18 protein-coding genes and 4 tRNA genes are annotated in these 23,954 nt (G+C 67.9%); 11 read left to right on the forward strand and 11 right to left on the reverse strand.

Annotated features, from left to right (window positions below):
• Positions 1–7 precede the first annotated feature (7 nt).
• Positions 8–859: a ferritin-like domain-containing protein gene (locus M2421_RS19445; RefSeq protein WP_259209962.1), complete on the forward strand. Its 852-nt coding sequence runs from the start codon at positions 8–10 to the stop codon at positions 857–859.
• A 515-nt stretch (positions 860–1,374) separates the two neighbouring features.
• Here the strand turns inward: M2421_RS19445 and M2421_RS19450 are convergent.
• The gene (locus M2421_RS19450) at positions 1,375–2,862 is read right to left on the reverse strand and encodes a DUF2235 domain-containing protein (protein ID WP_259209964.1); all 1,488 of its coding nucleotides are present in this window, start codon (positions 2,860–2,862) and stop codon (positions 1,375–1,377) included.
• A gap of 219 nt (positions 2,863–3,081) precedes the next feature.
• On the opposite strand from M2421_RS19450, the gene M2421_RS19455 reads away from it, so the two are divergent.
• Entirely contained in the window at positions 3,082–4,335 is a 1,254-nt protein-coding gene (locus M2421_RS19455) for a zinc-dependent metalloprotease (RefSeq protein WP_259209966.1), read from the forward strand.
• A 48-nt stretch (positions 4,336–4,383) separates the two neighbouring features.
• On the opposite strand, the gene lpxH is transcribed toward M2421_RS19455, so the two are convergent.
• From lpxH to M2421_RS19500, 9 genes are all read right to left on the reverse strand, one after another.
• Positions 4,384–5,127, reverse strand: coding sequence for a UDP-2,3-diacylglucosamine diphosphatase (lpxH, locus tag M2421_RS19460; RefSeq protein ID WP_259209967.1), 744 nt, complete (start codon positions 5,125–5,127; stop codon positions 4,384–4,386).
• 19 nt (positions 5,128–5,146) lie between these two features.
• Positions 5,147–5,686: a phosphatase PAP2 family protein gene (locus M2421_RS19465; RefSeq protein WP_259209969.1), complete on the reverse strand. Its 540-nt coding sequence runs from the start codon at positions 5,684–5,686 to the stop codon at positions 5,147–5,149.
• Positions 5,667–6,806 carry a glycosyltransferase family 1 protein gene (locus tag M2421_RS19470; RefSeq protein ID WP_259209972.1) on the reverse strand — a complete coding sequence of 380 codons (1,140 nt, stop codon included), beginning with the start codon at positions 6,804–6,806 and terminating at the stop codon, positions 5,667–5,669. The genes M2421_RS19465 and M2421_RS19470 overlap by 20 nt, the downstream gene beginning before the upstream one ends.
• A gap of 227 nt (positions 6,807–7,033) precedes the next feature.
• Entirely contained in the window at positions 7,034–9,961 is a 2,928-nt protein-coding gene (locus M2421_RS19475; protein ID WP_259209973.1) for a TonB-dependent receptor, read from the reverse strand.
• A gap of 418 nt (positions 9,962–10,379) precedes the next feature.
• On the reverse strand, positions 10,380–11,906 hold the full coding sequence (ppx, locus tag M2421_RS19480; protein ID WP_259209974.1) for an exopolyphosphatase: 1,527 nt from the start codon (positions 11,904–11,906) through the stop codon (positions 10,380–10,382).
• A gap of 241 nt (positions 11,907–12,147) precedes the next feature.
• Positions 12,148–14,229, reverse strand: a complete 2,082-nt coding sequence (gene ppk1 / locus M2421_RS19485; RefSeq protein WP_259209975.1) for a polyphosphate kinase 1 — start codon at positions 14,227–14,229, stop codon at positions 12,148–12,150.
• A complete protein-coding gene (gene phoR, locus M2421_RS19490) occupies positions 14,226–15,566 on the reverse strand; it encodes a phosphate regulon sensor histidine kinase PhoR (RefSeq protein ID WP_259209976.1) in 1,341 nt (446 codons plus the stop codon). The genes ppk1 and phoR overlap by 4 nt, the downstream gene beginning before the upstream one ends.
• A gap of 98 nt (positions 15,567–15,664) precedes the next feature.
• Positions 15,665–16,354: a phosphate regulon transcriptional regulator PhoB gene (phoB, locus tag M2421_RS19495; protein WP_068849561.1), complete on the reverse strand. Its 690-nt coding sequence runs from the start codon at positions 16,352–16,354 to the stop codon at positions 15,665–15,667.
• A 135-nt stretch (positions 16,355–16,489) separates the two neighbouring features.
• On the reverse strand, positions 16,490–18,130 hold the full coding sequence (locus tag M2421_RS19500; protein WP_259209980.1) for a M48 family metalloprotease: 1,641 nt from the start codon (positions 18,128–18,130) through the stop codon (positions 16,490–16,492).
• Positions 18,131–18,283: 153 nt separating this feature from the next.
• Between M2421_RS19500 and grxC the strand changes: the two genes are divergently transcribed.
• From grxC to M2421_RS19525, 5 genes are all read left to right on the forward strand, one after another.
• Positions 18,284–18,583: a glutaredoxin 3 gene (gene grxC / locus M2421_RS19505; RefSeq protein WP_259209982.1), complete on the forward strand. Its 300-nt coding sequence runs from the start codon at positions 18,284–18,286 to the stop codon at positions 18,581–18,583.
• A complete protein-coding gene (locus M2421_RS19510) occupies positions 18,580–18,972 on the forward strand; it encodes a carboxymuconolactone decarboxylase family protein (protein ID WP_259209984.1) in 393 nt (130 codons plus the stop codon). The genes grxC and M2421_RS19510 overlap by 4 nt, the downstream gene beginning before the upstream one ends.
• A 450-nt stretch (positions 18,973–19,422) precedes the next feature.
• Positions 19,423–20,430, forward strand: coding sequence for an isocitrate dehydrogenase (locus M2421_RS19515; protein ID WP_256776272.1), 1,008 nt, complete (start codon positions 19,423–19,425; stop codon positions 20,428–20,430).
• Positions 20,431–20,637: 207 nt separating this feature from the next.
• A complete protein-coding gene (locus M2421_RS19520; protein WP_259209988.1) occupies positions 20,638–21,336 on the forward strand; it encodes an isochorismatase family cysteine hydrolase in 699 nt (232 codons plus the stop codon).
• 63 nt (positions 21,337–21,399) lie between these two features.
• The gene (locus tag M2421_RS19525) at positions 21,400–22,323 is read left to right on the forward strand and encodes a LysR family transcriptional regulator (protein WP_259209989.1); all 924 of its coding nucleotides are present in this window, start codon (positions 21,400–21,402) and stop codon (positions 22,321–22,323) included.
• Between the two features lie 47 nt (positions 22,324–22,370).
• On the opposite strand, the gene M2421_RS19530 is transcribed toward M2421_RS19525, so the two are convergent.
• On the reverse strand, positions 22,371–23,129 hold the full coding sequence (locus M2421_RS19530) for a Bax inhibitor-1/YccA family protein (protein WP_259209990.1): 759 nt from the start codon (positions 23,127–23,129) through the stop codon (positions 22,371–22,373).
• A gap of 176 nt (positions 23,130–23,305) precedes the next feature.
• Here M2421_RS19530 and M2421_RS19535 point away from each other — a divergent pair.
• The 4 genes from M2421_RS19535 (at position 23,306) to M2421_RS19550 (ending at position 23,771) form a co-directional block, all read left to right on the forward strand.
• Positions 23,306–23,382 (forward strand) — tRNA-Pro (locus M2421_RS19535).
• A 42-nt stretch (positions 23,383–23,424) separates the two neighbouring features.
• Positions 23,425–23,501 (forward strand) — tRNA-Arg (locus M2421_RS19540).
• A gap of 35 nt (positions 23,502–23,536) precedes the next feature.
• Positions 23,537–23,613 (forward strand) — tRNA-His (locus tag M2421_RS19545).
• Positions 23,614–23,695: 82 nt separating this feature from the next.
• Positions 23,696–23,771, forward strand: a tRNA-Lys gene (locus M2421_RS19550).
• The last annotated feature ends 183 nt before the right edge of the window (positions 23,772–23,954 follow it).

A 23,954-nucleotide genomic window follows, 5' to 3' on the forward strand; every position in this document is an offset into this window, starting at 1 on the left:
CGTGCCGATGGCCGGGGAGTTGCCGCTGGAGGCGGCCGGTGACCTGCTGCGCGCGGCGCAGCAGTGCCTGGCCGCAACCGATCCACTGCACAAGGTGGCCCTGACCCAGGCCTATGCGGCGCAGTTCCGCGCGGGCCAGCTCAAGGCCCGTGCCGATGCCGCCCCGGCCGATCCGATCCGGATGCCCGGACGACCGGCCAGGCCGAGCCTGGTGCACCCGCGCGACCTGCCCAAGCGTGGGCTGGGCAGCGCTGAAGGGCGTGCCGCCTTCATCCATGCCATCGCGCATATCGAACTGAACGCCATCGACCTGGCCTGGGATGCGGTGTACCGCTTCCGCGGGCTGCCCGGTTCGTTCCATGCCGACTGGGTGAGCGTGGCCGATGATGAGTCGCGCCACTTCATGCTGCTGCATGGCCGGCTGCAGGCGCTGGGGTTCGACTACGGTGATTTCGACGCGCACAACGGGTTGTGGGAGATGTGCGAGAAGACCGCACACGACGGCCTGGCCCGGATGGCGCTGGTGCCGCGCGTGCTCGAGGCGCGCGGGCTGGACGTCACCCCCGGCATGATCACCAAGCTGCGCTCGGCCAACGACCACGCCACCGCCGATGTGCTGGAGATCATCCTGCGCGAGGAAGTGGCGCATGTGGCCGCGGGTTCGCGCTGGTATCACTGGTATTGCAACCGCGCCGGGGTCGAACCGCGTGCGCGCTTCATCGCGTTGTTGAACGAGTACGCCGGCGGCTTTTTGTACGGCCCGTTCAACCTGGAGGCGCGCCTGCTGGCCGGGTTCGACGAAGAAGAGCTCGCCGACCTGATCGAGCAGGCCGGACGCACCAGCGGCCCGGCACGGTAGAGCCACGCCCTGAGTGGCTGCTTCTCTCGATCCGGGACCGCGTGCAGCCACCCATGGGGTGGCTCTAGGAGGGACGGTGTAGAGCCACGCCATGCGTGGCTGCTTCTTTCGATCCGGGACCGCGTGAGCCACGCCATGCGTGGCTGCTTCTTTCGATCCGGCCCCACGCGCAGCCACCCATGGGGTGGCTCTACGGGGGGCGGTGTAGAGCCACGCCATGCGTGGCTGCTTCTCTCGATCCGGGACCGCGTGCAGCCACCCATGGGGTGGCTCTACGAGGGCGTTGTAGAGCCACGCCATGCGTGGCTGCTTATCTCGATCCGGGACCGCGTGCAGCCACCCATGGGGTGGCTCTACGAGGGGCGGTGTAGAGCCACGCCATGCGTGGCTGCTTCTCTCGATCCGGGAACCGCGCGCAGCCACCCATGGGGTGGCTCTACGGGACCATCGTAGAGCCACGCCATGCGTGGCTGCTTCTCCATCCGACGCCATGAACCGCCGCCCCTGCGGGCGCATCACACGTTGGGCAACACCACGCGCTTGCCGTCCTCGGTGGGGCGGTTGATGTAGAACAAGCCTGGCCCGGGGCGGTACGGCAGTTCGCGCGTCGCTTCGTCGGCGGCGTACAGCAGGGCGGTGTCGCCCAGTGCGTCGAAGTTCCAGTGCGCGGACTGCATCAGGTAGCGTTGGCGCAACAGCCGCTCCTGTGTCGCATCGAGTGCCTGGCCAGCAAGCACGCGCGCGGCGATCGGCAGCAGGTCGCCGGGCAGCGCCAGCTCGGGCACCTCGTCCACGGTCCGCAGCCAGCGTACGCCCGCGACCGTTGCGCGCTGTTGCATCAGGCGCAGCGCCACCCACTGGTAGCGCCCGTCGATCTCGCGCTTGAGTACCACCGCCGCATGCGCGAACAACCGCCACTGCGGTCGCACGCTGACGCTGCCGGCTACCCGCTGCGCCTGCCAGCGATGCCACACGTCCACCCACAGCGCATCCTCGCCCAGGCCCAACGCCTGCTGCCAGCGCACGCACGCGGCCTGCGCCTGTCGGTAAACCTCGGTGGCGCGCAGCACGGCCAGGGGCGGCGCCTCGGTGTCGGCCAGGCCATGCTCGAGTACACGCTGGCCCAGCGGTCGGGTGAGCAGTTTCGGTCCTTCGACGCGCTGGTCGTAGCCGCCGCCGATGTTGGCGTGCACGCCGGGCAGGGCGATTTCCTCGTGTTCCGGGGCGACGCTGGTCAACGCGAAATGATGGCGGTGCTCGTCGCGTGCGACCAGTTGCAGCACTTTGTCGGCGCAGCCGCTCGGCAGGCCCACTTCGGGCAGTTCATCGTGCTGCTGGCGATTGATCGCCACGACGGTATCGAACAGGCCGACGAAGCGGGCCGGTCGCGCCGGTACCGCCTCCTCGCCGGCCAGTTGCCAGCCGGTACGGCGCAGCTGTTCGCGCAACCAGGTGCGGCCATCGGCACGGTTTAGCCGGTGCACCGCGTCGCGTGCCGACGCGGCGCCCCGCGAAAAACCGAACAGATCGATGCGGACGCTCCCCAGCACGGCATGCGGGTGCGCGCGCGCCAGGCTGCGCAGGGCATCGGGCAGGCGCTCGTCGAGTGCGCGGCGTACCTTGGCGCGCACACCGGTGCGCCCGATGCCGAAGGCAAGCCCCATCAGGTCGTCATCTTCCCCGCTGCGCGTGCCGACGCCTTCGATGTAGATCGCCAGCGACAAGGCGCTGCCCGGTGCCGGCGTGGTGCGGTCATCGGGATACAGCGCATGCAGTTGCGCGATGTTGGTCAGGCCGTTGCTGTAACTGCTGGTCAGCCGGCTCTGGTAAGGCGAGGCGTCGTCGGCCACCAGCGGTGCCGTGGGGCGGGGCGCGGGCGTGGTGCTGCCGGGCGGGCGCGAGGCACGCAGCAGGTTGTCGGCGTTGTTGCGGGTGCCGTCGAAAAACAGGCCGATCTGCAGCGACAGCGGCGCGGTGGGTGGCGGCGTGGGCGGTCCTGCCATGGCGCGGGGTCCCCGGGGTGCAGGGCAAAGGTAGCGCGAAAATGACGCGAACGCGACGTCGCTGAACCGTGCGGTCGGCGGTCACAGTTCCGAATGTTCGTCCGTAGGAATTGTTGAATTCACGCTCACGGTTGGCGCCATATGGGCGGGCCCCGCCCGATGGGGCTGCACCGCAGCAACGACTACCACCCCGTTTTCCACTCAAAGAGAGACGACACGATGTCCAGATCGATGAGCAAGGCCGCAGGTGTGATCACGTTGTGCCTGGCCGCGGCAGGTGCTGCCAGCGCCGCTCCGCTGTTTGAACCGGTCACGGTGCTCAGCCGCGCCGGCGCCGCCAACCAGCCCGCCGCGCAGGCGGTCCTGTCGGCCGCGTCCACGGCGGCGGTGCAGGAAGTACGCGTGGATGCCGGCGCGGTGGGCGCGAACCAGCGCCAGCTGGAATTCGAACTGTTGGGTACCCCCGTGCAGGCGCTGCAGCAGCGGGTGCAGGCACTGCCGGACGGCGGCAGCATCTGGTACGGGCAATTGCAGGCCGGCAACGCTAAAACAGCGGGCAAGGCCACGGCGTCCGATCCGGCCAACTCGGTGATCCTGGTGCGCTCCGGCGACACGGTGACCGGCTCGATCCGCAAGGACGGCCAGCTCTATCGCCTGCGCCCGCTCAGCGACGGTCGCCACGTTCTGGTGGAAGTGGACGAGTCGCGGATGCCGGCCGACCACCCGGCCGACTACAACAGCCTGCCGCAGGTAGCCATGCCGGTCAGCGACCGTGCCGGCATCGCCGCCGCGTCGTCGGGCTCCCCGGCCACCATCCGCGTGCTGGTGGTGGCCACCAATGGCGCGGTCGCCGCGTATGGCGGCAACATGCAGTCGCTGGTGCAACTGGCCGTGGCCGAATCCAACCAGGGCTACATCAACAGCAACGTCGGCATCACCCTGGAGCTGGCCGGTTACGAGACCACCAGCTATGCCGAGTCGAGCAGCTTCTCCACCGATCTGTCGCGCTTCCGCAGTACCACCGACGGGGTGATGGACAGCATCCACACCAGCCGCAACAACACCCGCGCCGACGTCGCGGTCCTGGTCATCAACAATGCCAGTTCCTGCGGCCTGGCCTCGGGCATCGGCTCCACCGCCGCCACCGCGTTCGCGGCGGTGCATTGGGACTGCGCCACCGGCTATTACTCCTTCGCGCATGAAATCGGGCACCTGCAGAGCGCACGCCACGACATCGCCACCGATCCCAGCACCTCGCCGTACAGCTATGGCCACGGCTACCGCTACGAGCCGTCCAGTGGCGCACGCTGGCGCACGATCATGGCTTACGCGTGCACGGCCGGCTGCCCGCGGTTGAACTTCTGGTCCAACCCGAACATCAGCTACAACGGCGTGCCGATGGGGATTGCGTCCAGCGCCGACAACCAGCGCGTGCTGGTCAATACCAAGGCGACGGTCGCCGCGTTCCGCTGAGTGGCGGCGCCCGCGACCGCAGTGGCTGCGGTCGCGGGGTGGTGAGGCTCAGCGTGCCAGCGTATCCAGCGTCCAACCCTGCGCGGTGACGCGCAGCACCGAGCCTTGTTCGTACCAGTCGCCCAGCACGATGCGGGTGCAATCGCGGCCACCGACCTGCAGGGCATGGATCGCCGGGCGATGGGTGTGGCCGTGGATCAGGGTGTCCACGCCATGGCGGGCGAAGTTGGCCTCCACTTCGGCCGGCGCCACGTCGGTGACGGTTTCGAAGGTGGATCGATCGTCCTGCTTCATTTCCGACTGCCGGGCCTGGCTGGCATCACGTGCCTTCTGCGCGAAGGCGATACGCGCGGCCAGCGGCTGGGACAGGAACTGCGCCTGGAACTGCGGGTCGCGGGTCTGCGCGCGGAACTGCTGGTAGGCGACGTCGTCGGTGCACAGCAGGTCGCCGTGCTGCAGCAGCACCGGGCGCCCGTACAGGTCGATGACGCTGGGGTCGGGCAGGATGCGGAAGCCGGCGCGACGGGCATAGTCGTTGCCGACCAGGAAATCGCGGTTGCCGCGGATGAAATACACCGGCACGCCGGCATCTGCCACCGCATGCAACGCATCGGCGACGGCATCGGCGGCCGCCGACGGGGTGTCATCGCCGATCCAGGCCTCGAACAGGTCGCCGAGGATGTACAGCGCTTCGGCCTGCATCGCTTCATCGCGCAGGAACGCCAGGAACAGCTCGGTAATGGCTGGACGGCTCGGGTCCAGGTGCAGATCGGAAATGAACAGCGTGGTCATGCGCGCATTGTAAAACGGGTTACACCGGCAGCGGCAGCCATCTCAGACTGGCACCGGCCAGCGCGGTCGCGATGGCCGTGGCGGCCAGTACGTCGCTGGGGTAGTGCAGCCCCAGTACCACGCGCGAGAGGCCGATCGCCACGGTGAACGGCACCAGCAGCGGTGCCAGCCAGGGGTAGTAGGCTAGCGCCACGATGGTGAAGGACACCGCGTGCAGGGTATGCCCGGAGGGGAAGCTGAATTCGTCCAGCGGTGCCACCCAGGCGCGGATGCGCAGGTCGGCCGCATACGGCCGTGGACGCCGGGTCCAGCGCTTCAGGCCCTTGTACAGCAGCAGCGCCATCAGTCCGGTGGCGGCCATGTGCAGGGAGGCGCGCAGCCCTTCGAGACCGTCCACCAGGACCAGCGCGGCCATCAAGCCATACCAGAACGCACCATCGCCGAGCCGGCTGACGGCGGCGAAGGCCTGGCGCACGCGGCGGCGCCGGCAGTAGTGATTGGCGCGCCGGCACCAACGGGTCTCGCGCCCGCGCAGGGCCTCAAGCCGCGTGGTCTGCATGCGGCCTCCGCGCCTGCGCCAGTTCGGCAAGCAGTGCATCGAACTCGGCCACCACCTGCTGTGGGTGCAGGCGCCGCATGGCAGTGGCGGCATTGCGGCCGAGCCGTGCACGCTGCACGTCGTCACCGGCCAGCTGCAGCGCGGCGGCCAGGAACGCGGCGTCATCGTTCACTGCAATGCCACTCTCGTCGGTGCGCAGGTGTTCGCGTGCCGCGCCGTAGTCGAAGGCCACCGTGGCCACGCCGCTGGCCATCGCTTCCAGGGTGACATTGCCGAAGGTCTCGCTGCGACTGGGGAACAGGAACAGATCGCCGCTGGCGAAGTGCCGGGCCAGCGCCTCGCCGCGCTGTACGCCGCAGAAAATGAAATCGGGGTTCTCATGCGCCAGCTTCTCGCGCGAAGGGCCATCGCCCACCCAGATGAAACGTGCCTTCGGCCGCGACTGCTGCACTCGGCGGAAGGCCTTCACGGCAAGGCCGAGGTTCTTTTCCGGGGCGATGCGTCCCACGTAGATGGCCGCGAAGCCGTTGCCGTCGATGCCCCATTCCTCGCGCAGGGCCGGGTCGCGACGCTGCGGATCGAACTGGCTGCTGTCCACCGCGCGGGCCAGCAGCCGCACCCGCTCGAACCCCTGCTCGCCCAGGAACTGTTTCAGCTCCTGGGTGGGTACCAGGGTGGCGTCGGCCTGGTTGTGGAAGCGCCGCATCCAGCGCAGCGCGGCGGCCTGCAGCCAGGCCACGCCGTAGTCGGGCAGGTACTCGTCGAAGCGGGTGTGGAAGCCGGTGGCCACCGGGATGCCGAGCCGGCGCGCGGCGCGCAGGGCCGACCAGCCGAGTGGGCCCTCGGTCGCGATATAGATGGCATCGGGGCGCTGCTGTTGCCACTGGCGGGCCAGCCGCTTGGGGGCGGGCATGCCGAAGCGCAGGCCGGGGTAGCGCGGCAACCCGGCCCCCGGCACCAGCAGGGTGTCGTGGGCATGCTCGGCTTCGCTGGCCTGGCGCGGGCGCACCAGGTCGACCTGGTGGCCGGCGGCGCGCAGTCCCTGTTCCAGTCCCTGCACGGTCAGGGCGACGCCGTTGACCTCGGGGGGATACGTTTCGGTGACGATGGCATAGCGCATGGCGGGCCTCCGGGTTGCGTCCATGCTCGGCCCGGGCGATGTAGTGGACATTACGTGGATATGACCGGCCGATGACGCGCGCTGGGTTGCGCGTGCCGTGGGCGTCCGCAACCCGGCGGGATCGTTCCTGGCGGCCAGTGGCCACCACGCCTGCAAGGACGGCAGGACAAAAAAAACCACGGCCCCGAAGGGCCGTGGTGGGGTGCAGCGGTATTACCCGGCAGCGATCAGAAACGCTGCTGGTACTTCATGTACACGAAGCGGCCGATGTCGTAGCCACCGTAGTAGGAGAACACCGAGTTCGGCTTGGTGTACATGTTCGGGCCGTACTTCTCGAACACGTTGTTGGCACCGACCGACACGGTGGCATCCCACGGCAGGTTGTAGCGGAACTGCACGTCGTGGAAGGTCACCGAACCACGCTCGTTGTAGTTGCGCGAACCGGAGTACCACGGCGCACGCACGCCCGGATCGGAGCACTCGTCCGGATGCGCGGTTGCGTTCAGGCACTGCTCCTTGACACCGGAGTAGTAACGCGCGGTCCAGCTGATGCCGAAGTCGCCCAGATCCCAACCCAGGGTCAGGTTGGAACGCACGCGGAAGCCGCTGGTGGCGTTGGTGGCGATCCCGTTGGTCGGGGTCGGCACGACGCTGGTGTCGTTGGTGGAACGGTAGATGTTGGAGCTGACGTAGGTGGTCGACCAGTTGGTGCTGAACTTGCCCAGGCTGTCGGTGTCCAGACGGTAGGTCAGGTCCATGTCGTAACCTTCGGTTTCCAGGAAACCGGCGTTGCGATTGCCGTAGGTCAGCTTGTTGACGATGCCCAGCGCCGGGTCACGGGTGAACTGTGCGCAACGCGAATCGATGCCCTGCTCGTAGCAGTCGATCAGGATCTGGTTCGGGCTGTCAGCAACGATGGTGTTGTCGATGCGGATCTTCCACCAGTCCAGCGACACGTTGAAGTTGCTGATGAAGCTCGGGCTCCACACCACGCCGAGCGTCTTGCTCTTGGAGGTTTCCGGCTGCAGCAGCGGGTTGGAGCCGTTGGTGAACGGCACCGGGGTCTGGTCGGTGCTGCTGGTGATCGGCACGTTGCCCTGCTTCAGCTGACGGTAGGTGTCGGCATTGGCGATGTCGCGGGCGCAGCGGGCGCGCACGGCGGCGCTGGTACGCGACGGACCGTAGACGGTATCGCAGGGATCGGCGTAGCCGGTGGTGAAGGTTTCAGAGCCGCCGCCGTACAGGTCGGAGATGGTCGGGGCACGGAAGCCTTCGGCCCAGGTGCCGCGGACCAGGATCTGGTCGATCGGGCGCCACTTGAAGCCGAACTTGCTGTTGAGCGTGTTGCCGAAGGTGTCGTAGTCCGAGAAGCGCGTCGCCGCGTTCAAGGTCAGTTCCTTGGCACCCGGCAGGTCGGCCAGGACCGGCACGTTGAACTCGACGTACGCTTCCTTGACCTTGTAGCTGCCACCGGTCGGGCCGGAGGCCAGGTTGGTGGTCGCACCGGTCTGGGCCAGCGCATCGGGGATGAACTCGCCGGTTTCCTTGCGGTTTTCCAGGCCGAACGCAAAGCCTAGGTCGCCGGCCGGCAGCGTCACGATGGAGCCGGCGATGGTGGCGAAGAAGTTCTTGCCGACGGTCTTGCCGGTGGAGTCTTCCGCCGGCATGAGGTAATCGATCAGGGCCTGGTTGCCGGTGAGACCGTACGGATCGGTCACGCCTGCAGCGACCAGCGGGTTCCAGACCATGCAGTTGGCGATCGGGGCGGCGGCGCTGCCGCACTCGACCTTGCCGGTGGCGGCGTTGTAGTACGACGGGCCGACCGCGTTCTTCACGCGTTCCTTGTGCAGGTTGCCGGTGGCGTGCTGGCGCAGTTCGTTCTTGTTGTACTGGTAGCCCACTTCCCAATCGAAGTAGCGCTCGCCGATGTTGAACGAACCATCGAAGGCGGCCACGGCGCGGTAGGTCTTGAGCGAGCTGTCGCTGACGCGCGGCACTTCCCAGGTGCGGTGGTTCCAGGCCACGGCGGTCGGGGTGGCGTAGCCGTTCTTGCGGCCGAACGGGTTGAAGTAGCTGTCGATCGACATCGGGCCGATGCCGGCCGTGGACGACTGCAGCGGGTAGCCGGCGACCTGGCGGCTGGAATCACGCTTGTTGTAGCCCAGCTGCGTGCTGAAGCGGATGTCGTCGGTGATGTTCAGGCGACCGTCGACGAACAGCGAGTCCCGCTTCAGCGGGTAGTTCAGGTGCATCTGCTCGTTGGTGTTGCTGACATCGCCGTCCGGTGCATTGGCGTTGGTCAGGTGGTAGTTGGCCGGGTTGAGCGGGTTGGCACCCCGGTTGAGCGAGTAGCTGCAGGTGGCGGTGCCGGTGCAGCCCGGGCCGCGCAGGCCGGTGATCTGGCCGTACTGGCTGACGGTGGTCCAGGCTTCGGTCGGGTGGCGGTCGGTGTTGCCGTAGGCGCTGAAGCCACGGTCCTTGGCCCACACGGCCTTTTCTTCGGTATGTTCGGCCGAAACGGTGATCGAGCCGCGGTCGTTGGCCCAGCCGGCCACCACGTCGAAGCGGTCGCGGGCGCCGTCGCCCTGGCTGTACTGGCCGTGGTAGACGTTGGCGGTCACGCCGGTGACATCATGGCGGGTGATGATGTTGACCACGCCGGCCATGGCGTCCGAGCCGTAGATGGCCGAGGCGCCGTCCTTCAGCACTTCCACGCGTTCCACTGCCGACACCGGCAGGCTCGACACGTCCTGGTAGCCGGAGGTGCTGATGCCCAGGCGCTTGCCGTTGATCAGCACCAGGGTGCGCTGCGCGCCCAGGTTGCGCATGTCGATGTAGGTGCCACCGGCGTTTTCGCCGGCGCTCAGGACGTTGGCGCGGCTGATCGCCGGGCTGCCCATCGCGGTGACGTTCTGCAGGATGTCGGCGACCGAGCTGAAGCCCTGGCGTTCGATGTCCGTACGGGTGATGGCCAGCACGGGCTGGGCGTTCTCCACGTCAACCTGGCGGATGCGCGAACCGGTGATTTCGATGCGGTCCAGGTTGGTAGCGGTCGGCGCGTCCTGTGCCGTCGCCGGCGCGGCCATCAGGCCCGCGGTACCGGCGATCAGGGCACAGCGGATCGCGTGCCCCAATACGTTGGTGCGTGAATTCATGTGCGCTCTCTCTCTCTTTCGGAACTGAATCAAAAAGGAGCCGGCGGGCCCAAGTTCCCGCCGTCCCAAAATCCGGCCCAAGAAGGCCGGTTACCCCGATCATAGTCTCGGTAGTTAAGGTCGTGTAAAGCCAAAGTGAAACTTTTTTCACAATGGCGCGCGGACCTGAACAAAAAGTGAGCGGCAGCAGATAGTTGCAGATGCGGCGCACGCCGGCCGCTGTACCGATTTGTGTCGCAATGTAGCTTTATGCTGCGGCGCAGCATGGCGCCGTGCGCGAAAGGCGGCGTTCGACGCCGGGTTGGCGGGGGGCCGCAGGCAGGGAGCACGCACGATCGAGCCGCCGGACAGGGCCGGGCGGACGGGGGCGGGTGCACGCGGGGTGGGCGGGCGGCCGTGGCGGCCGCCACGCCCGGGATCAGGCCACGAACGGGCGGAACTGCACGCCCAGGCCGGCCATGCCGTCGGTTTCGCCGATCAGGTCGGCACGCAGCAGCGGCCGGGCATCGATGAAGGCCTGGGGCAGGATCAACGACAGGCGGCTGTCGTCGGCGGTCAGCTCCAGCGCCGGCATGGGGGTGTCTTCATGCGCGCGGTTGAGCAGGACGGCCAGCCGCAGCAGGGCGGTCATCCGTCGCGCCGGTTGCAGCAGGCGCTCGGGCAGGGCCTCGAAGGCCGACTTGGACACGTTGCGGCGATGGCTGCGGACCAGGGCGGCCAGCAGTTGCTGCTCCTGCCGCGAGAAGCCGGCGATATCCGAGTTCTCCAGCACGTAACTGCCGTGCACGTGGTAGCCGCTGTGGGCGATCATCAGCCCCAGTTCGTGCAGGCGCGCGGCCCAGCCGAGCATGCGCGCATCGTCCGGGTCCAATCCCCAGCTCGCTTCGACCTGGCCCAGCAGGTTCATCGCGGTGCGTTCGACCCGGTCGGCCTGGACGATGTCGATGCCATAGCGCAGGGTCAGCGCCGCCACCGATTCATCGCGCAGGTCGTTCTCGCTGGCGCGGCCGAGGATGTCGTACAGGATGCCTTCGCGCATGGCGGCCTTGCTGACCAGCAGCTTCTCCAGGCCCAGGGCCTGGAACGCCGCTTCCAGCACCAGGATGCCCCCGGCGATGATCGGGCGCCGATCGGCCGACAGCCCGGGCAGGTTGATGTCCTCGATGCGCTTGGCCTTGAGCAGCTCGTCGCGCAGCTGCGGCAGGGCCTCGGCGGTGATCGCGCCCTTGCTCAGCTTCATCGTCGCGCAGATCTCGCTGATCGCCTTGTGCGTGCCCGATGAGCCCAGCGCTTCCTGCCAGCCCAGTGCGCGGTACTTGGTGGCGAACTGCTGGAATTCCGCGCCGATCTCGGTCAGCGCGTCCTTCCAGCGCTTGCGGCTGAGCTTGCCGCCCGGGAAGAAGCGCCGGGTGCTGGCGATGCAGCCCGCCTGCAGGCTCTCGCGCTCCAGGGTCTGCATGCCCTGGCCGATGATGAATTCGGTGGAGCCGCCGCCGATGTCGATCACCAGCCGGCGCTGGTCCGGCTTGGGCGGCTGCGCATGGGCCACGCCCAGGTAGATCAGGCGCGCCTCTTCGCGGCCGCTGACTACTTCGATTGCATGCCCGAGCGCGGTCTCGGCCGGCATCAGGAAGGCCTGCGGCGAACGCAGCTGGCGCACCGTGTTGGTGGCCAGGGCGCGCACGCGCACCGAGGGGATCGCACGGATGCGCTGGCCGAACCGGGCCAGGCACTCCAGCGAGCGCTGGCGCGCCTCGGCGGACAGGCCGCCCTTGCCATCCAGGCCGTCGGCCATGCGCACCGTCTCGCGCAGGCGGTCGACCACCCGCAACTGCCCGAGCGTGTAACGCGCGATGACCATGTGGAAACTGTTGGAACCCAGGTCGATGGCGGCGAGCAGGTCGCCATCCTGCAGGGCGGGCGGAGTCGTGGAGGTATGCGGCATGGGCGAATGTTAGCCGAAGGGCGGGGCGTGAAGTCACCGCGCGGCCTTCACATGGGATGCGACGGGACGTCGCAGCGGTTCACGGCGCTGGCGCGCGCCGGCCAGTACTGCCGCGATGCATCCGACGGCTTGAGCCGCCGGGTCGGCGGGCGCGCCAACAGGCGCGGGGTGTGGGGGCAAGCGGCGCCCACGGCCTGCATGGCACGCCGTGGGGCGACAGCGCAAGCGCTGTCGCGTACACCTACAGGCCCTGCATCAACGCCATCTGCGCCGCGTGCGGTGGCTCGTCATGCCCAGGCGTGCACTTGGCGTACTCACCGTCGGCGCGCAGTTCCCACGCGTTGAGGTTGTCGTCCAGGTAGTTCTGCAGCACGTCGCGGTACACCTTGCGCGCCAGCTCGGGGTCCAGGATCGGGAAGCAGGTCTCCACCCGGCGCAGCAGGTTGCGTTCCAGCCAGTCGGCGCTGGCGCAGTACAGCTCGGCCGCCCCGTCGTTGCCGAACCAGTACACCCGGCTGTGTTCCAGGAAGCGACCGACGATCGAGCGCACCCGGATGTTGTCCGACACGCCCGGCACGCCCGGCCGCAGCGTGCAGGCGCCGCGCACGATCAGGTCGATCTGCACGCCGGCCTGCGAGGCGGCGTACAGCGCGCGGATCACCTGCGGCTCGTTGAGGGCGTTCATCTTGGCGATGATCCGGCCCGGGCGGCCACTCGCGGCCAGCCGGGTTTCGCGATCGATCCGCTGCAGCAGCCCCGGGTGCAGGGTGAACGGCGATTGCAGCAGGCGCTTGAGCTTGGTCCGCGGGGCCAGCCCGGACAGTTGCTGGAACAGCAGGTGCACATCGTTGCCGATATCCGGATCGGCGGTGATCAGGCTCAGGTCGGTATACGCGCGCGCGGTGCCGCTGTGGTAATTGCCGGTGCCCAGGTGCACGTAGCGGCGCAGCTTGCGGCCCTCGCGGCGCACGATCAGCAGCATCTTGGCGTGGGTCTTGTAGCCCACCACGCCGTACACCACCTGCACGCCGGCTTCCTGCAGGCGGTCGGCCAGGCCGAGGTTGGCTTCTTCGTCGAAGCGCGCGCGCAGCTCGACCACCACGGTGACGTCCTTGCCGTTGCGCGCGGCCTGGATCAGCGCATCGACGATCTGCGAATCCTTGCCGGTGCGGTACAGCGTCTGCTTGATCGCCAGCGCGTTGGGATCCACCGCGGCCTGCTTGATCAGGTCCAGCACCGGGGTGAACGCATCGAAGGGATGGTGCAGCAGCACGTCCTTGCGCGCGACGACGTCGAAGATGCCATCGCCATCGCGCAGCACGCGCGGGTTGAGCGTGGGGTATTTCAGTTCCGGGCGGGCCAGCAGGTCGTACAGCTGGATCACGCGGTTGAGGTTGACCGGGCCGTCGATGCGGTACACCGCGTTTTCGGTCAGGCCGAAGTTCTGCAGCAGCGTGCGCACGATGTCACGCGGGCAGTCCTGCGCGATCTCAAGCCGTACCGCCGGCCGATAGCCGCGGTCCACCAGCTCGTCGCGCAGGGCCAGCGCGAGGTTTTCCACTTCTTCCTCGTCCACCACCAGTTCGGAGTTGCGGGTCACGCGGAACTGGTACGCGCCCTGGACTTCCATGCCGGGGAACAGCTCGTCGACGAAGGTCGACAGCACCGAGGACAGGAACACGTAGGTCTGCGCGCCCCCGAGTTTCTCCGGCAGCTGGATGATGCGCGGCAGCGAGCGCGGTGCACGCACGATGGCCAGGTGGCCGGCGCGGCCGAACGCGTCGGTGCCCTTGAGCACCACCACGATGTTCAGCGACTTGTTGAGGATCTTCGGGAACGGGTGCGAGGGGTCCAGGCCCAGCGGCGACAGCACCGGCATGATCTCGTTGCGGAAGTACGCGCGCAGCCAGCGCTTCTGGCGATGGTTCCAGGAGTGGCGGCCGAGTACGTCGATGCCCGCCTCGTGCAGTGCCGGGCGCAGGGTCTCGTTCCAGCAGCGGTACTGCTGGTCCACCAGCTGGGCGGCGCGGTCATGGATGGCGTTGAGGATGGCCTGCGGGGTCATGCCGTCCGGCGCGGGCGGCAGGCCGAACTCCTGCGCATGGCGCACGGCGGCGGCGCGGATCTCGAAGAATTCGTCCAGGTTGGTGCAGGAGATGCACATGAAGCGCAGCCGTTCCAGCAGCGGCACCTGGGTGTCCATGGCCTGGGCCAGCACGCGGAAGTTGAAGTCCAGCTGCGACAGCTCGCGGTTGATGTACAGCGCCGGGTCGCGCAGCGGATCGTTGTCAACCGGCACGGCGATGGGGACGAGAGTGCTCATGCGGAGAAGTCTTCTGCAGAAGGAAGGGAGGCCGTCTCGGTGCGCGCGCGCACCTGGTCGGCGTCGAAATGGCACGAGAACACGCTGCCCTTGCCGACCTCGCTCTGGATCTCCAGGCGTGCGTGGTGCAGGCCCAGGATGTGCTTGACGATCGACAGGCCAAGGCCGGTGCCGCCGCTCTCGCGTGAGCGGCTGCTGGACACGCGGTAGAAACGTTCGGTCAGGCGAGGCAGGTGCGTGGCGGGGATGCCGTAGCCGGTATCGCGCACGCTGAGCACCACGCCCTGGCCCTCGCGGGCCAGTTCCACTTCCACCCGGCCACCGGCGGGGGTGTAGCGCACCGCGTTGGTGACCAGGTTGGAGAAGGCGCTGTGCAGCTCCTTGTTGGACCCTTGCAGGTCCACCCCGGCGTTGTCGACCACGCTGATCTGGTGGCGGCCCTGGCTGTGCGCCTCGGCCTCGCGGCGCAGCGTGGCCAGCATCGGCGCCATCGCCACCGCTTCTTCTTCGGTGTGTTCCTGCGACTCCAGTCGCGACAGGGTCAACAGGTCCTCCACCAGCTGGGCCATGCGCTGGGACTGCTTGCGCATCTCCTCCAGCATCGGGCCGGTGCCGGGGAAATCCTCCGGCTCCATCATGTCCAGGTAGCCGTGGACCACGGTCAGCGGCGTGCGCAGCTCGTGCGAGACGTTGGCCACGAAGTCGCGGCGGACCTGTTCCAGGCGCAGCAGCTTGCTCACGTCACGGGCGATCAGCAGCCAGTAATCGGGCGAGTAGGGAATCAGGCGCAGGTTGAGCCGGATCGCCGGATCGACCGGCGAGGGCACGTCCAGGATCGGTTCGGCATTGCGGCCGCCGGCCAGCCAGTGCGCCAGCGGCATCGGCTGCAGGCGCTCGACCAGCGCCTCGCCGAGGTCGCCGGGGTGGTGCAGGCCGAGCAGCGAGGTGGCCGCTTCGTTGAACCACTGCACGCGCTGGCTGTTGCGGTCCACCACCACCACTGCATCGGGCAGCGCGGCGGCGGCCGCACGGTAGCTGCGCAGCATGTCCAGCAGGCGCCGCTTGCGCGTGCGCATCTCCAGCTGGTTGCGATACAGCAGGCGGTCCAGTTCGTTCCACACTCCGGTGCCGTCGCCCACGTCCCAGCGATGGCGGGCGGTCAGCCGGCGCAGCACCCGGCGCAACCGCCAGTAGTGCCAGGCCAGCGCACCGATCGCGGCCAATGCGATGCACATCCACACATGCCCGGAGAGCAGGCCCAGCACACCGGCCGCCAGCAACAGGAGGGCGAGGGTGGCCAATGTCTTCAACCAGGCGGAGCGGATGTGGCGCGGCATTGCGGTCTCGCAGAAAGTGCAGTCCTCGGACGCGATCCAAGGTTATAGCAGGAGTGGCCGCCACCCGGCGCAGGCGCCAGGCAGCGGCCCGACGAGACTCAGGTCGAGGTCGAGAAGCGGTAGCCCGCGCCGCGCACGGTCTGCACCATGTTCTCCGCGCCGAACGGTTCCAGTGTCTTGCGCAGGCGGCGGATGTGCACGTCGATGGTGCGCTCCTCCACGTACACGCTGCCGCCCCAGACATGGTCCAGCAGCTGGGCGCGGGTGTAGACGCGTTCGGGGTGGGTCATGAAGAAATGCAGCAGGCGGTATTCAGTGGGACCGATCGGCACCGGCTGGTCGCCGGCGAACACGCGGTGCGCGGCACCGTCGATGCGGATCGAGCCGACGGCCACGCTGCCATCTTCATCGTCGTCGCGGGCCCGGCGCATGACCGCACGGATCCGGGCCAGCAGCTCGCGGGCCGAGAACGGCTTGACCACGTAGTCGTCGACCCCGGCTTCCAGGCCGCCGACGCGATCGTTCTCTTCGCCGCGGGCGGTGAGCATGATGATCGGCACCTCACGGGTGAGGGCCTCCTTGCGCCAGCGCCGGGCCAGGTCCAGGCCGCTGGTGCCGGGCAGCATCCAGTCCAGCAGGATCAGGTCCGGGACGCGGTCGGCGATCGCGGTCTGGGCCTCGCGGGCATCGCCGGCGTGGATCGGGTCGTAGTCGCCCTTGCGGAGGGCGAAGGCGACCATTTCGCGGATCGCGGGCTCGTCATCGACGATCAGAATGCGTTTCTGCACGTGCGCACCGTATTGCTTATCAGACCGGGATTGAGCCCAGTAGACTACGGTTTCATGACATGTTTGTGACGACCCCGGCGCACATTGCCGCGCGTTGCCATCCCACGGTCATCCGGGCGCTGCCAGGCCGCCGGCTCAGCGCCGTTCCAGTTCCGGGTCGCGGATGCCCTGGCGGCGCATCTCCAGCACGGTCGGGGTGATGCTTTCGATACGCGCATCGACCCGGGCGCGGCCCACGTAATCCAGTGCCGGCTGCTTCTTCAAGGCCTGCAGCTGCATCAACGCCTGCTCCGGGCGGCCGTTCAGGAAGGCGGCCTCGGCGTAGGCCTCACTGGCGCGCACGGTATCGCCGGCCAGTTCGCTGGCGCGGGCGTAGCGCAGTTGGAACACCGGATCATTGCCGCTTTGCGACAGCAGCGGGCGCAGCATCGCCTGGGCGCGCTGGCCGGCTTCGCGGCCGCCCTGCTCATTGAGGATCTCGGCGAAGGTCAGCGCCACCGGGCGGCTGCCCGGGTGTTGGCGCAGCAGGGTCTCGAAGCGGGCGTTGGCCTGCGTCGGCTGGCCCGAGCGCGACTCGGCCTCGCCCAGCGCCAGCCCCACCCACAGGTTGTCCGGGTGGTCGCGCAGCAGCTCGGCCAGGTCGCGACGGGCCTCGCCCGCGCCGCTGTTGCGCAGCCGCGCCAGTGCCAGGCCATAACGCTGCGGCTCGGTCAGCCCGGTCTTCTGCGCGCGCTGCAGGTTCTCGTACTCGCGCACCACATCGGCGGGGGTATCGGCACTCAGCACGCGCAGGCGTTCTCGGGCCCATTCGAACTGTCCGGTGGCGCCGCGGCTCAGGCTGTTGACCGAGATCTGCATGGACGCGGGCAGCATCGGGTTGGTGCCGCGCACGATCGGGTCGGACAAGGCCGGGTCCGCCGGGTTCACCCGCTCCTGGCGGACCCCGCCGGGCACCTCGGTGGTGAGCAGCACGGTGTCCTTCTTCATCTGCTCGGCCCGCGCCTTGGCCTCGCTGATGCGGGTGGTATTGACCGGGTGGGTCTGCAGGAAGTCCGGCACCGAGTAGCCGCCCGCGTTGCCGCGCATCGACGCGGACATGCGCTCGAAGAACCCGGCCATCGCGTCCACGTCGTAGCCGCTGCGCGCCAGGGTGCGGATGCCCAGGCGGTCGGCTTCGGACTCGTTGCTGCGGGTGTAGTTGATCTGGCGCTGCTGCATCAGGCCCATGCCCGAGGTGATCGCCGCCATCGTCGCATCGCCCGAGGAATTGCCCCCGGCCTGCTGCGCGGCGACCACCGCTGCCAGCATGCCCAGCAGGATCGGGATCTGGTCGCGCTGGGCCCGTTCCACCCCGCGCAGCACGTGCTGCTGGGTGACATGGGCGATTTCGTGGGACAGCACCGCGGCCACCTCGTCCTCGCGCTCGGCGGTCAGCACCAGGCCTGCGTTCACCCCGACGTAGCCGCCCAGGGTGGCGAAGGCATTGATCTGGCGGTCCTTGAGCATGAAGAACGTGTAGGACTGGCGCGGTTGGGCGCTGTTGGAGCCCAACCGCGTGCCCATGTTCTGCAGCCAGTCATCCACCAGCGGGTCATCCAGCAGGTAGCCGTAGTTGCGCAGTTCGCGCAGCATCATCCCGCCATACTCGGCCTGGCGGGCCGGGGTCAGCAGCTCACCGGCCGAGGAGCCGATGTCCGGCAGCTTGGCGTCCTGGGCCGAGGCCAACGGCACGGCCAGGGCGAGGGTCAGCGCGGCGGAGAGCAGCAGAGGGCGCAATCGGGGCTCCAGGGCGGATGGGGCGGGCAGGCGGGACGGCAGCGTGGCGGGGGCGGGCCGGGCAGTGTTCGATCCACAGTGTTGCGGTGATGACGTGGAAAATCCAGCAGCCGGCTACCATATACAGACACTCGTTTGTCCGTGGAGTTTCCCGTGAGCCAAGATGCTGCGTCCACCCCGGGTGGCGCCCCCGCCATCACCATCTATTCGACTGCCGTGTGCCCGTATTGCGTGGCCGCCAAGAACTTCCTGAAGAGCAAGGGTCGCGACTGGACCGAAGTGCGCATCGACCTGGACCCGGTCGAACGCGAAAAAATGATGGCCAAGACCCGCCGCACCAGCGTGCCGCAGATCTTCGTCGGCGACGTCCACGTGGGCGGGTACGACGACATGATGGCCCTGCACCGCGCCGGCAAGCTGGAACCGCTGCTGGCCGGCGAGGGCCAGGCATGAGCGCGGCCGACGACGGCAGCAAGGACCGCATCGCCGAGTTCACCGAGTTCCGCCAGCGCATGAACCAGCGCATCCTGGGCGAGCCCAACCAGGTCGTGCGACGCTTCTTCGCGCTCGACACCCAGACCTACCAGGCCGGCGCGCTGGACGTGAAGACCAAGGAGCTGTTGGGCCTGGTCGCCTCGATGGTGCTGCGCTGCGATGACTGCATCAGCTACCACGTGGCCCAGTGCAAGGACGCCGGCGTGACCCGCGAGGAGTTCTTCGAAACCTTCTCGGTCGGCCTCGTGGTCGGCGGCTCCATCGTCATCCCGCACCTGCGCCGCGCGGTCGATTTCCTCGACCAGCTCGAAGGCGGCGCGGACGCCCCGACCGTTCACGAACACTGAGGTCCGGGGCCGCAACGGCCCCGTCCCGGCACAGCCGACCGTTGGCCGGCTGTTCCATCCCCGCCCCGGCACGGCCGACCGTTGGCCGGCTGCTCCATTCCCGCCCCGGTAGAGCCGACCGTTGGTCGGCTGCTCTCCGTTCATGTTCGACGCGGCCACCGACCGACGGTCGGTGAATGCGGAATCCGCTACCCGTTGGTTGCGGGCCATCGGCCGGCACCACCGCCCTCGGTCTGGAGCAGCGTCCTTCTGCCGCAGGGGCGCGCCGAAGGCGGGGGCAGGGGAGGTGCAGGGCAAGCCGCAACGCGGTTCGCCCTAGCCGCCTCCGACCAATGGCCTATTTGGGGTCTCCTGAGCGGGTAAGGCATAATTGCGGGTGAAACTTCCCTTGCGCCCGCGTTCCGCGCACCTGACGGACGGCGCTTCCCCCTCGGTTCGGACTACACATCAATGACGCAGAAAATCACGGTCATCCGCGGCGACGGCATCGGCCCGGAGATCATGGACGCTACCCTGTTCGTGCTCGGCAAGCTGGACACCGGTTTTGAATACGAAGACGCCGACGCGGGCCTGGTCGCGCTGGAAAAGCACGGCGACCTGATGCCGGCTTCCACGCTGGAATCGATCGCGCGCAACAAGATCGCCCTGAAGAGCCCGCTGACCACCCCGGTCGGTGGCGGCTTCACCTCGATCAACGTCAGCCTGCGTCGTCATTTCGACCTGTACGCCAACGTGCGTCCGGCGGTGTCCTTCCCGAACACCAAGTCGCGTTTCGGCGATGGCGTGGACCTGATCACCGTGCGTGAGAACACCGAAGGCGCCTACCTGGCCGAAGGCCAGGAAGTGTCGGCCGACGGCGAGACCGCGTTCTCCGGCACCCGCATCACCCGCAAGGGCTCCGAGCGCATCGTGCGCTACGCCTTCGAGCTGGCCCGCAGCACCGGCCGCAAGAAGGTCACCGCCGTGCACAAGGCCAACATCATCAAGTCGACCTCGGGCCTGTTCCTGGCCGTGGCGCGCGAAGTGGCGGCCAAGTACCCGGAGATCGAGTTCCAGGAAATGATCGTCGACAACTGCTGCATGCAGCTGGTGATGCGTCCGGAACAGTTCGACATCATCGTCACCACCAACCTGTTCGGCGACATCATCTCCGACCTGTGCGCCGGCCTCGTCGGCGGCCTGGGCCTGGCCCCGGGCGCCAATATCGGTGAGAACGCGGCGATCTTCGAAGCCGTGCACGGCACCGCGCCGGACATCGCCGGGCAGGGCAAGGCCAATCCGTGCGCGCTGCTGCTGGCGGCCGCGCAGATGCTGGACCACGTCGGCCAGACCGACAACGCCGAGCGCCTGCGCAAGGCGATCGTCGCCACCCTGGAAGCCAAGGATTCGCTGACCGGCGACCTCGGCGGCACCGGCAACACCATGGGCTTCGCCCAGGCCATCGCCAGCCGCCTGTAAGCGCGCGGGTAGGTTGTCCAGAAAGCGGGGCGCTTCGGCGTCCCGCTTTTTTGTTGCCTGTTGGAGCGCGCTGGCGCTGGCGATCACGAGGAGGGCATCCATCAATCTGTGCGAGAAGAGCACAGATGGTGTGCGTGTAACTGGCTGTTTCTGCACGGATCCGGCGCGCACCATGCACGCCATCCCAACCACAGCAGGAGCTTCCCCATGCACTTCGCCTCCCTGATCGGCCTGGCCGGCATCCTCGGTGTCGCCACCGCGTCCGCCCAGCCCGCTGCCGAGCCGGCTCACCCGACCATCCGCCACATGGCGGGGGCGCCTGACGCCACCGCCCTGCCGGCCGGCAAGACCGCGTTGCTGGTGATCGACTTCCAGAACGAATATTTCGCGGGTGGCCGCATGCCCATCCCCGATGGTGACGCCGCCCTGGCCCAGACCCGCCGCCTGGTGGACTTCGCCGACGCCCACGCGATCCCGGTCATCCACGTCCAGCACGTGTTGCCGGCCGGGGCGCCGCTGTTCGCCGCAGGCGGCCGCACGGTCCAGTTCCACCCGCGGATGCAGCCGCGCAAGGGCGAGCAGGTGATCGCCAAGGACAACGTCAGCGTGTTCGCCGGTGCCTCCGGCCCGGTACTGGAGCAGGCGCTCAAGGACGCCGGGATCGACACGCTGATCATCGCCGGTCTGCAGACCCACGCCTGCGTCGCCGGTGCCGCGCGCGATGCCGCGCCGAGGGGTCTGAACGTGATCGTTTCTTCCGATGCCACCGCCAGCCGTGATCTGGACCTGCACGACGGCAGCCGGGTCGGGCACGCCAGCCTGCACGCCGCCGCGCTGGCCAGCATCGAAGACACCTACGGCACCGTGCTGGGCACCGATCAGATCCTGGCGCTGCCGGTCCGCTGAGCCACACCGGCCTTGCTATGCTGCCGGCACCGCCACAGGTGCCGGCCGCTGCACGGGAGCGTGATGGACCAGTTTTCCGCCATGAAGGCGTTCCGCAGCATTGTCGACGCCGGCAGCTTCACCGCCGCCGCCGAACGCATGGACACCACCCATTCGTCGATGTCGCGGCAACTGCGCCAGCTGGAAGTGCACCTGGGCTCACGCCTGCTGGATCGCAACAGTCGCCGGCTGACGCTGACCGAAGCCGGACGCGCCTTCTACCAGGACTGCGTGGACATCCTGGACCGGCTGGAGGTGGCCGAGCAGCGCCTGCAGGCCGATCGTGACGTACCCAGCGGGCTGCTGCGGGTCAGTGCCCCGCTGGTGATCGGCACCCTGGAGCTCTCGCAATGGCTGCCTGCCTTCCTGGAGCAGTACCCCGGCATCGAGCTGGATCTGTCCTGCGATGATCGCCTGGTCGATCTGATCGGCGGCGGTTTCGACATGGCCCTGCGCATCGCCGGGCCGCTCGCCGACAGCACCTTGGTGGCACGCGAACTGGCCGTGACCGAAATGGTGCTGGTGGCATCGCCGCGCTACATCGCGCAATGGGGGCTGCCTCGCCAGCCCACGGACCTGGCCCGGCATGCGCTGATCGGCTTCGCCGGGGCGCGCGCGCTGTCGGCGTGGTCATTGACCTCGGCGCGCAGCGCGCAGGTGGAGGTCATCCCGCACGGGCGGCTGCGCGTGGATGCGATTCCGGCGCTGCACGCGGCGGTACTGGCGGGGCAGGGCATCGCGGCGTTCACCCGCCTGACCGTGCAGGACGATCTGCTGCACGGGCGACTGGTGCGCGTGCTGCCCCAGTACCACGCGGGCCGCCGGCACTACTACGCGGTGTACCCGCACGCACGCCAGTTGGCGCCCAAAGTGCGCGCGCTGGCCGAGTTCATGGCCCGCCATTACGCCGCGCTCCAGCACGGGCGCCCGGTGATCCCGGAGGCATGAAAAAGGCGCCTTGCGGCGCCTTCGTCATATCGCGTCGTGAGCGTGGCTCAGCGCTGCTGTATCTTCGACAGCAGGCGCAGGAATTCCACGTACAGCCACACCAGCGTGACCATCAGGCCGAACGCGCCGTACCACTCCATGTACTTCGGCGCGCGGGCGTCCGCACCGGTTTCGATGAAGTCGAAGTCCAGCACCAGGTTCAGTGCGGCCACCACCACCACGAACAGGCTGAAGGCGATGCCGAGCCAGCCACCCTGGTGGATCATCGGCACGTTGATGTTGAAGAAGCTCAGCACGAACGAGGCCAGGTACAGCAGCGCGATGCCGCCGGTGGCCGCGACCACGCCCAGCTTGAAGTTCTCGGTGACCTTGATCAGGCCGCTGCGGTAGACCGCCAGCATCACGAACAGGGTGCCGAAGGTGAGCATCACCGCCTGCATCACGATGCCCGGGAACTTGGCGTTGAACACGGCCGAGATCGCGCCGAGGAACAGGCCTTCGACCAGCGCGTACATCGGCGCGGTCACCGGCGACCATTCCTTCTTGAAGATCGTCACCAGTGCCAGCACCAGGCCGCCGACCGCGCCGGCGATGGTGTACAGCATCGCGCCGCCGGTGGGCAGGCCGTTGGCGTCCACCGACTGGCTCCAGGCGAAGGCGGCGGTGATCACGCTCAGCAGCAGCAACAGGCCGGTCTTGTTGACGGTGCCGTTGATCGTCATCGCCTGGTCCGGCGAGGTCACTACAGAGCCGCTGGCCAGGTCGAGGAAAGTCGACTCGGAAAGTGCGGGATTGCCGCTGCGCATTGCCAATCTCCTTGAAGGGGTAGGGTTTCGACCATCCGGTCGCTGCGCCGAGCATAGCCGATAGAACGGTGCCGGATCAGGACAGCGACGACAACGTGAAATAAGCGTTGACAGATGGCTCGCCGATTCCCACAATAGCCGACTCTTTCGGGGGGAACCTCGGAGGGATTTACCGCCGGGGTATAGCGCAGTCTGGTAGCGCGCCTGCTTTGGGAGCAGGATGTCGGGGGTTCGAATCCCTCTACCCCGACCAAGCCTGCTCAAAACGGGATTGGAATGCGATAATCCGGTCAGGGCGCCCGTAGCTCAACTGGATAGAGCACCGGCCTTCTAAGCCGGCGGTTACAGGTTCGATTCCTGTCGGGCGCACCATCGGGTGCATGCGTCAGGAAGCAAAGGTTTCAGTGGTGGCTGTAGCTCAGTTGGTTAGAGTACCGGATTGTGATTCCGGTGGTCGGGGGTTCGAATCCCCTCAGCCACCCCACTGATTTAAAACCGGGTTCACCGAAAGTGAATCGGGGTTGCAAAAGAAGGCACACACGATACAATGTGCGCTTGAGTTTTCAGGGCTGTTAGCTCAGTTGGTAGAGCAGTTGACTCTTAATCAATAGGTCCAAGGTTCGAATCCTTGACAGCCCACCAAGACAGAAGCCGCATGGTTCGCCAGGCGGCTTTTTTCTTGCCTGCGACCAACACCACGCCCGCAGCAGAGGGTAGTGCCGAGCCATGCTCGGCAACGGGCCATCCCAAGCGCCCGCAGCAAACGGTAGTGCCGAGCCATGCTCGGCAATAGGCCATCCCAACGCCCGCAACAAACGGTAGTGC

The sequence above is a fragment of the Stenotrophomonas sp. BIGb0135 genome, assembly GCF_024810105.1.
In the GTDB taxonomy this organism is placed as follows: Bacteria; Pseudomonadota; Gammaproteobacteria; order Xanthomonadales; family Xanthomonadaceae; genus Stenotrophomonas; species Stenotrophomonas maltophilia_AB.

Bases quoted from the DNA above. Each gene is read 5' to 3' on its own strand.
- M2421_RS19525 (WP_259209989.1), top strand. From the start codon at position 21,400: ATGGACCAGTTTTCCGCCATGAAGGCGTTCCGCAGCATTGTCGACGCC.
- M2421_RS19445 (WP_259209962.1), top strand. From the start codon at position 8: ATGGCCGGGGAGTTGCCGCTGGAGGCGGCCGGTGACCTGCTGCGCGCG.
- M2421_RS19520 (WP_259209988.1), top strand. From the start codon at position 20,638: ATGCACTTCGCCTCCCTGATCGGCCTGGCCGGCATCCTCGGTGTCGCC.
- M2421_RS19515 (WP_256776272.1), top strand. From the start codon at position 19,423: ATGACGCAGAAAATCACGGTCATCCGCGGCGACGGCATCGGCCCGGAG.
- lpxH (WP_259209967.1), bottom strand. From the start codon at position 5,127: ATGACCACGCTGTTCATTTCCGATCTGCACCTGGACCCGAGCCGTCCA.
- M2421_RS19510 (WP_259209984.1), top strand. From the start codon at position 18,580: ATGAGCGCGGCCGACGACGGCAGCAAGGACCGCATCGCCGAGTTCACC.
- M2421_RS19450 (WP_259209964.1), bottom strand. From the start codon at position 2,862: ATGGCAGGACCGCCCACGCCGCCACCCACCGCGCCGCTGTCGCTGCAG.
- M2421_RS19455 (WP_259209966.1), top strand. From the start codon at position 3,082: ATGTCCAGATCGATGAGCAAGGCCGCAGGTGTGATCACGTTGTGCCTG.
- M2421_RS19475 (WP_259209973.1), bottom strand. From the start codon at position 9,961: ATGAATTCACGCACCAACGTATTGGGGCACGCGATCCGCTGTGCCCTG.
- ppx (WP_259209974.1), bottom strand. From the start codon at position 11,906: ATGCCGCATACCTCCACGACTCCGCCCGCCCTGCAGGATGGCGACCTG.
- phoR (WP_259209976.1), bottom strand. From the start codon at position 15,566: ATGCCGCGCCACATCCGCTCCGCCTGGTTGAAGACATTGGCCACCCTC.
- ppk1 (WP_259209975.1), bottom strand. From the start codon at position 14,229: ATGAGCACTCTCGTCCCCATCGCCGTGCCGGTTGACAACGATCCGCTG.
- M2421_RS19530 (WP_259209990.1), bottom strand. From the start codon at position 23,129: ATGCGCAGCGGCAATCCCGCACTTTCCGAGTCGACTTTCCTCGACCTG.
- M2421_RS19465 (WP_259209969.1), bottom strand. From the start codon at position 5,686: ATGCAGACCACGCGGCTTGAGGCCCTGCGCGGGCGCGAGACCCGTTGG.
- M2421_RS19470 (WP_259209972.1), bottom strand. From the start codon at position 6,806: ATGCGCTATGCCATCGTCACCGAAACGTATCCCCCCGAGGTCAACGGC.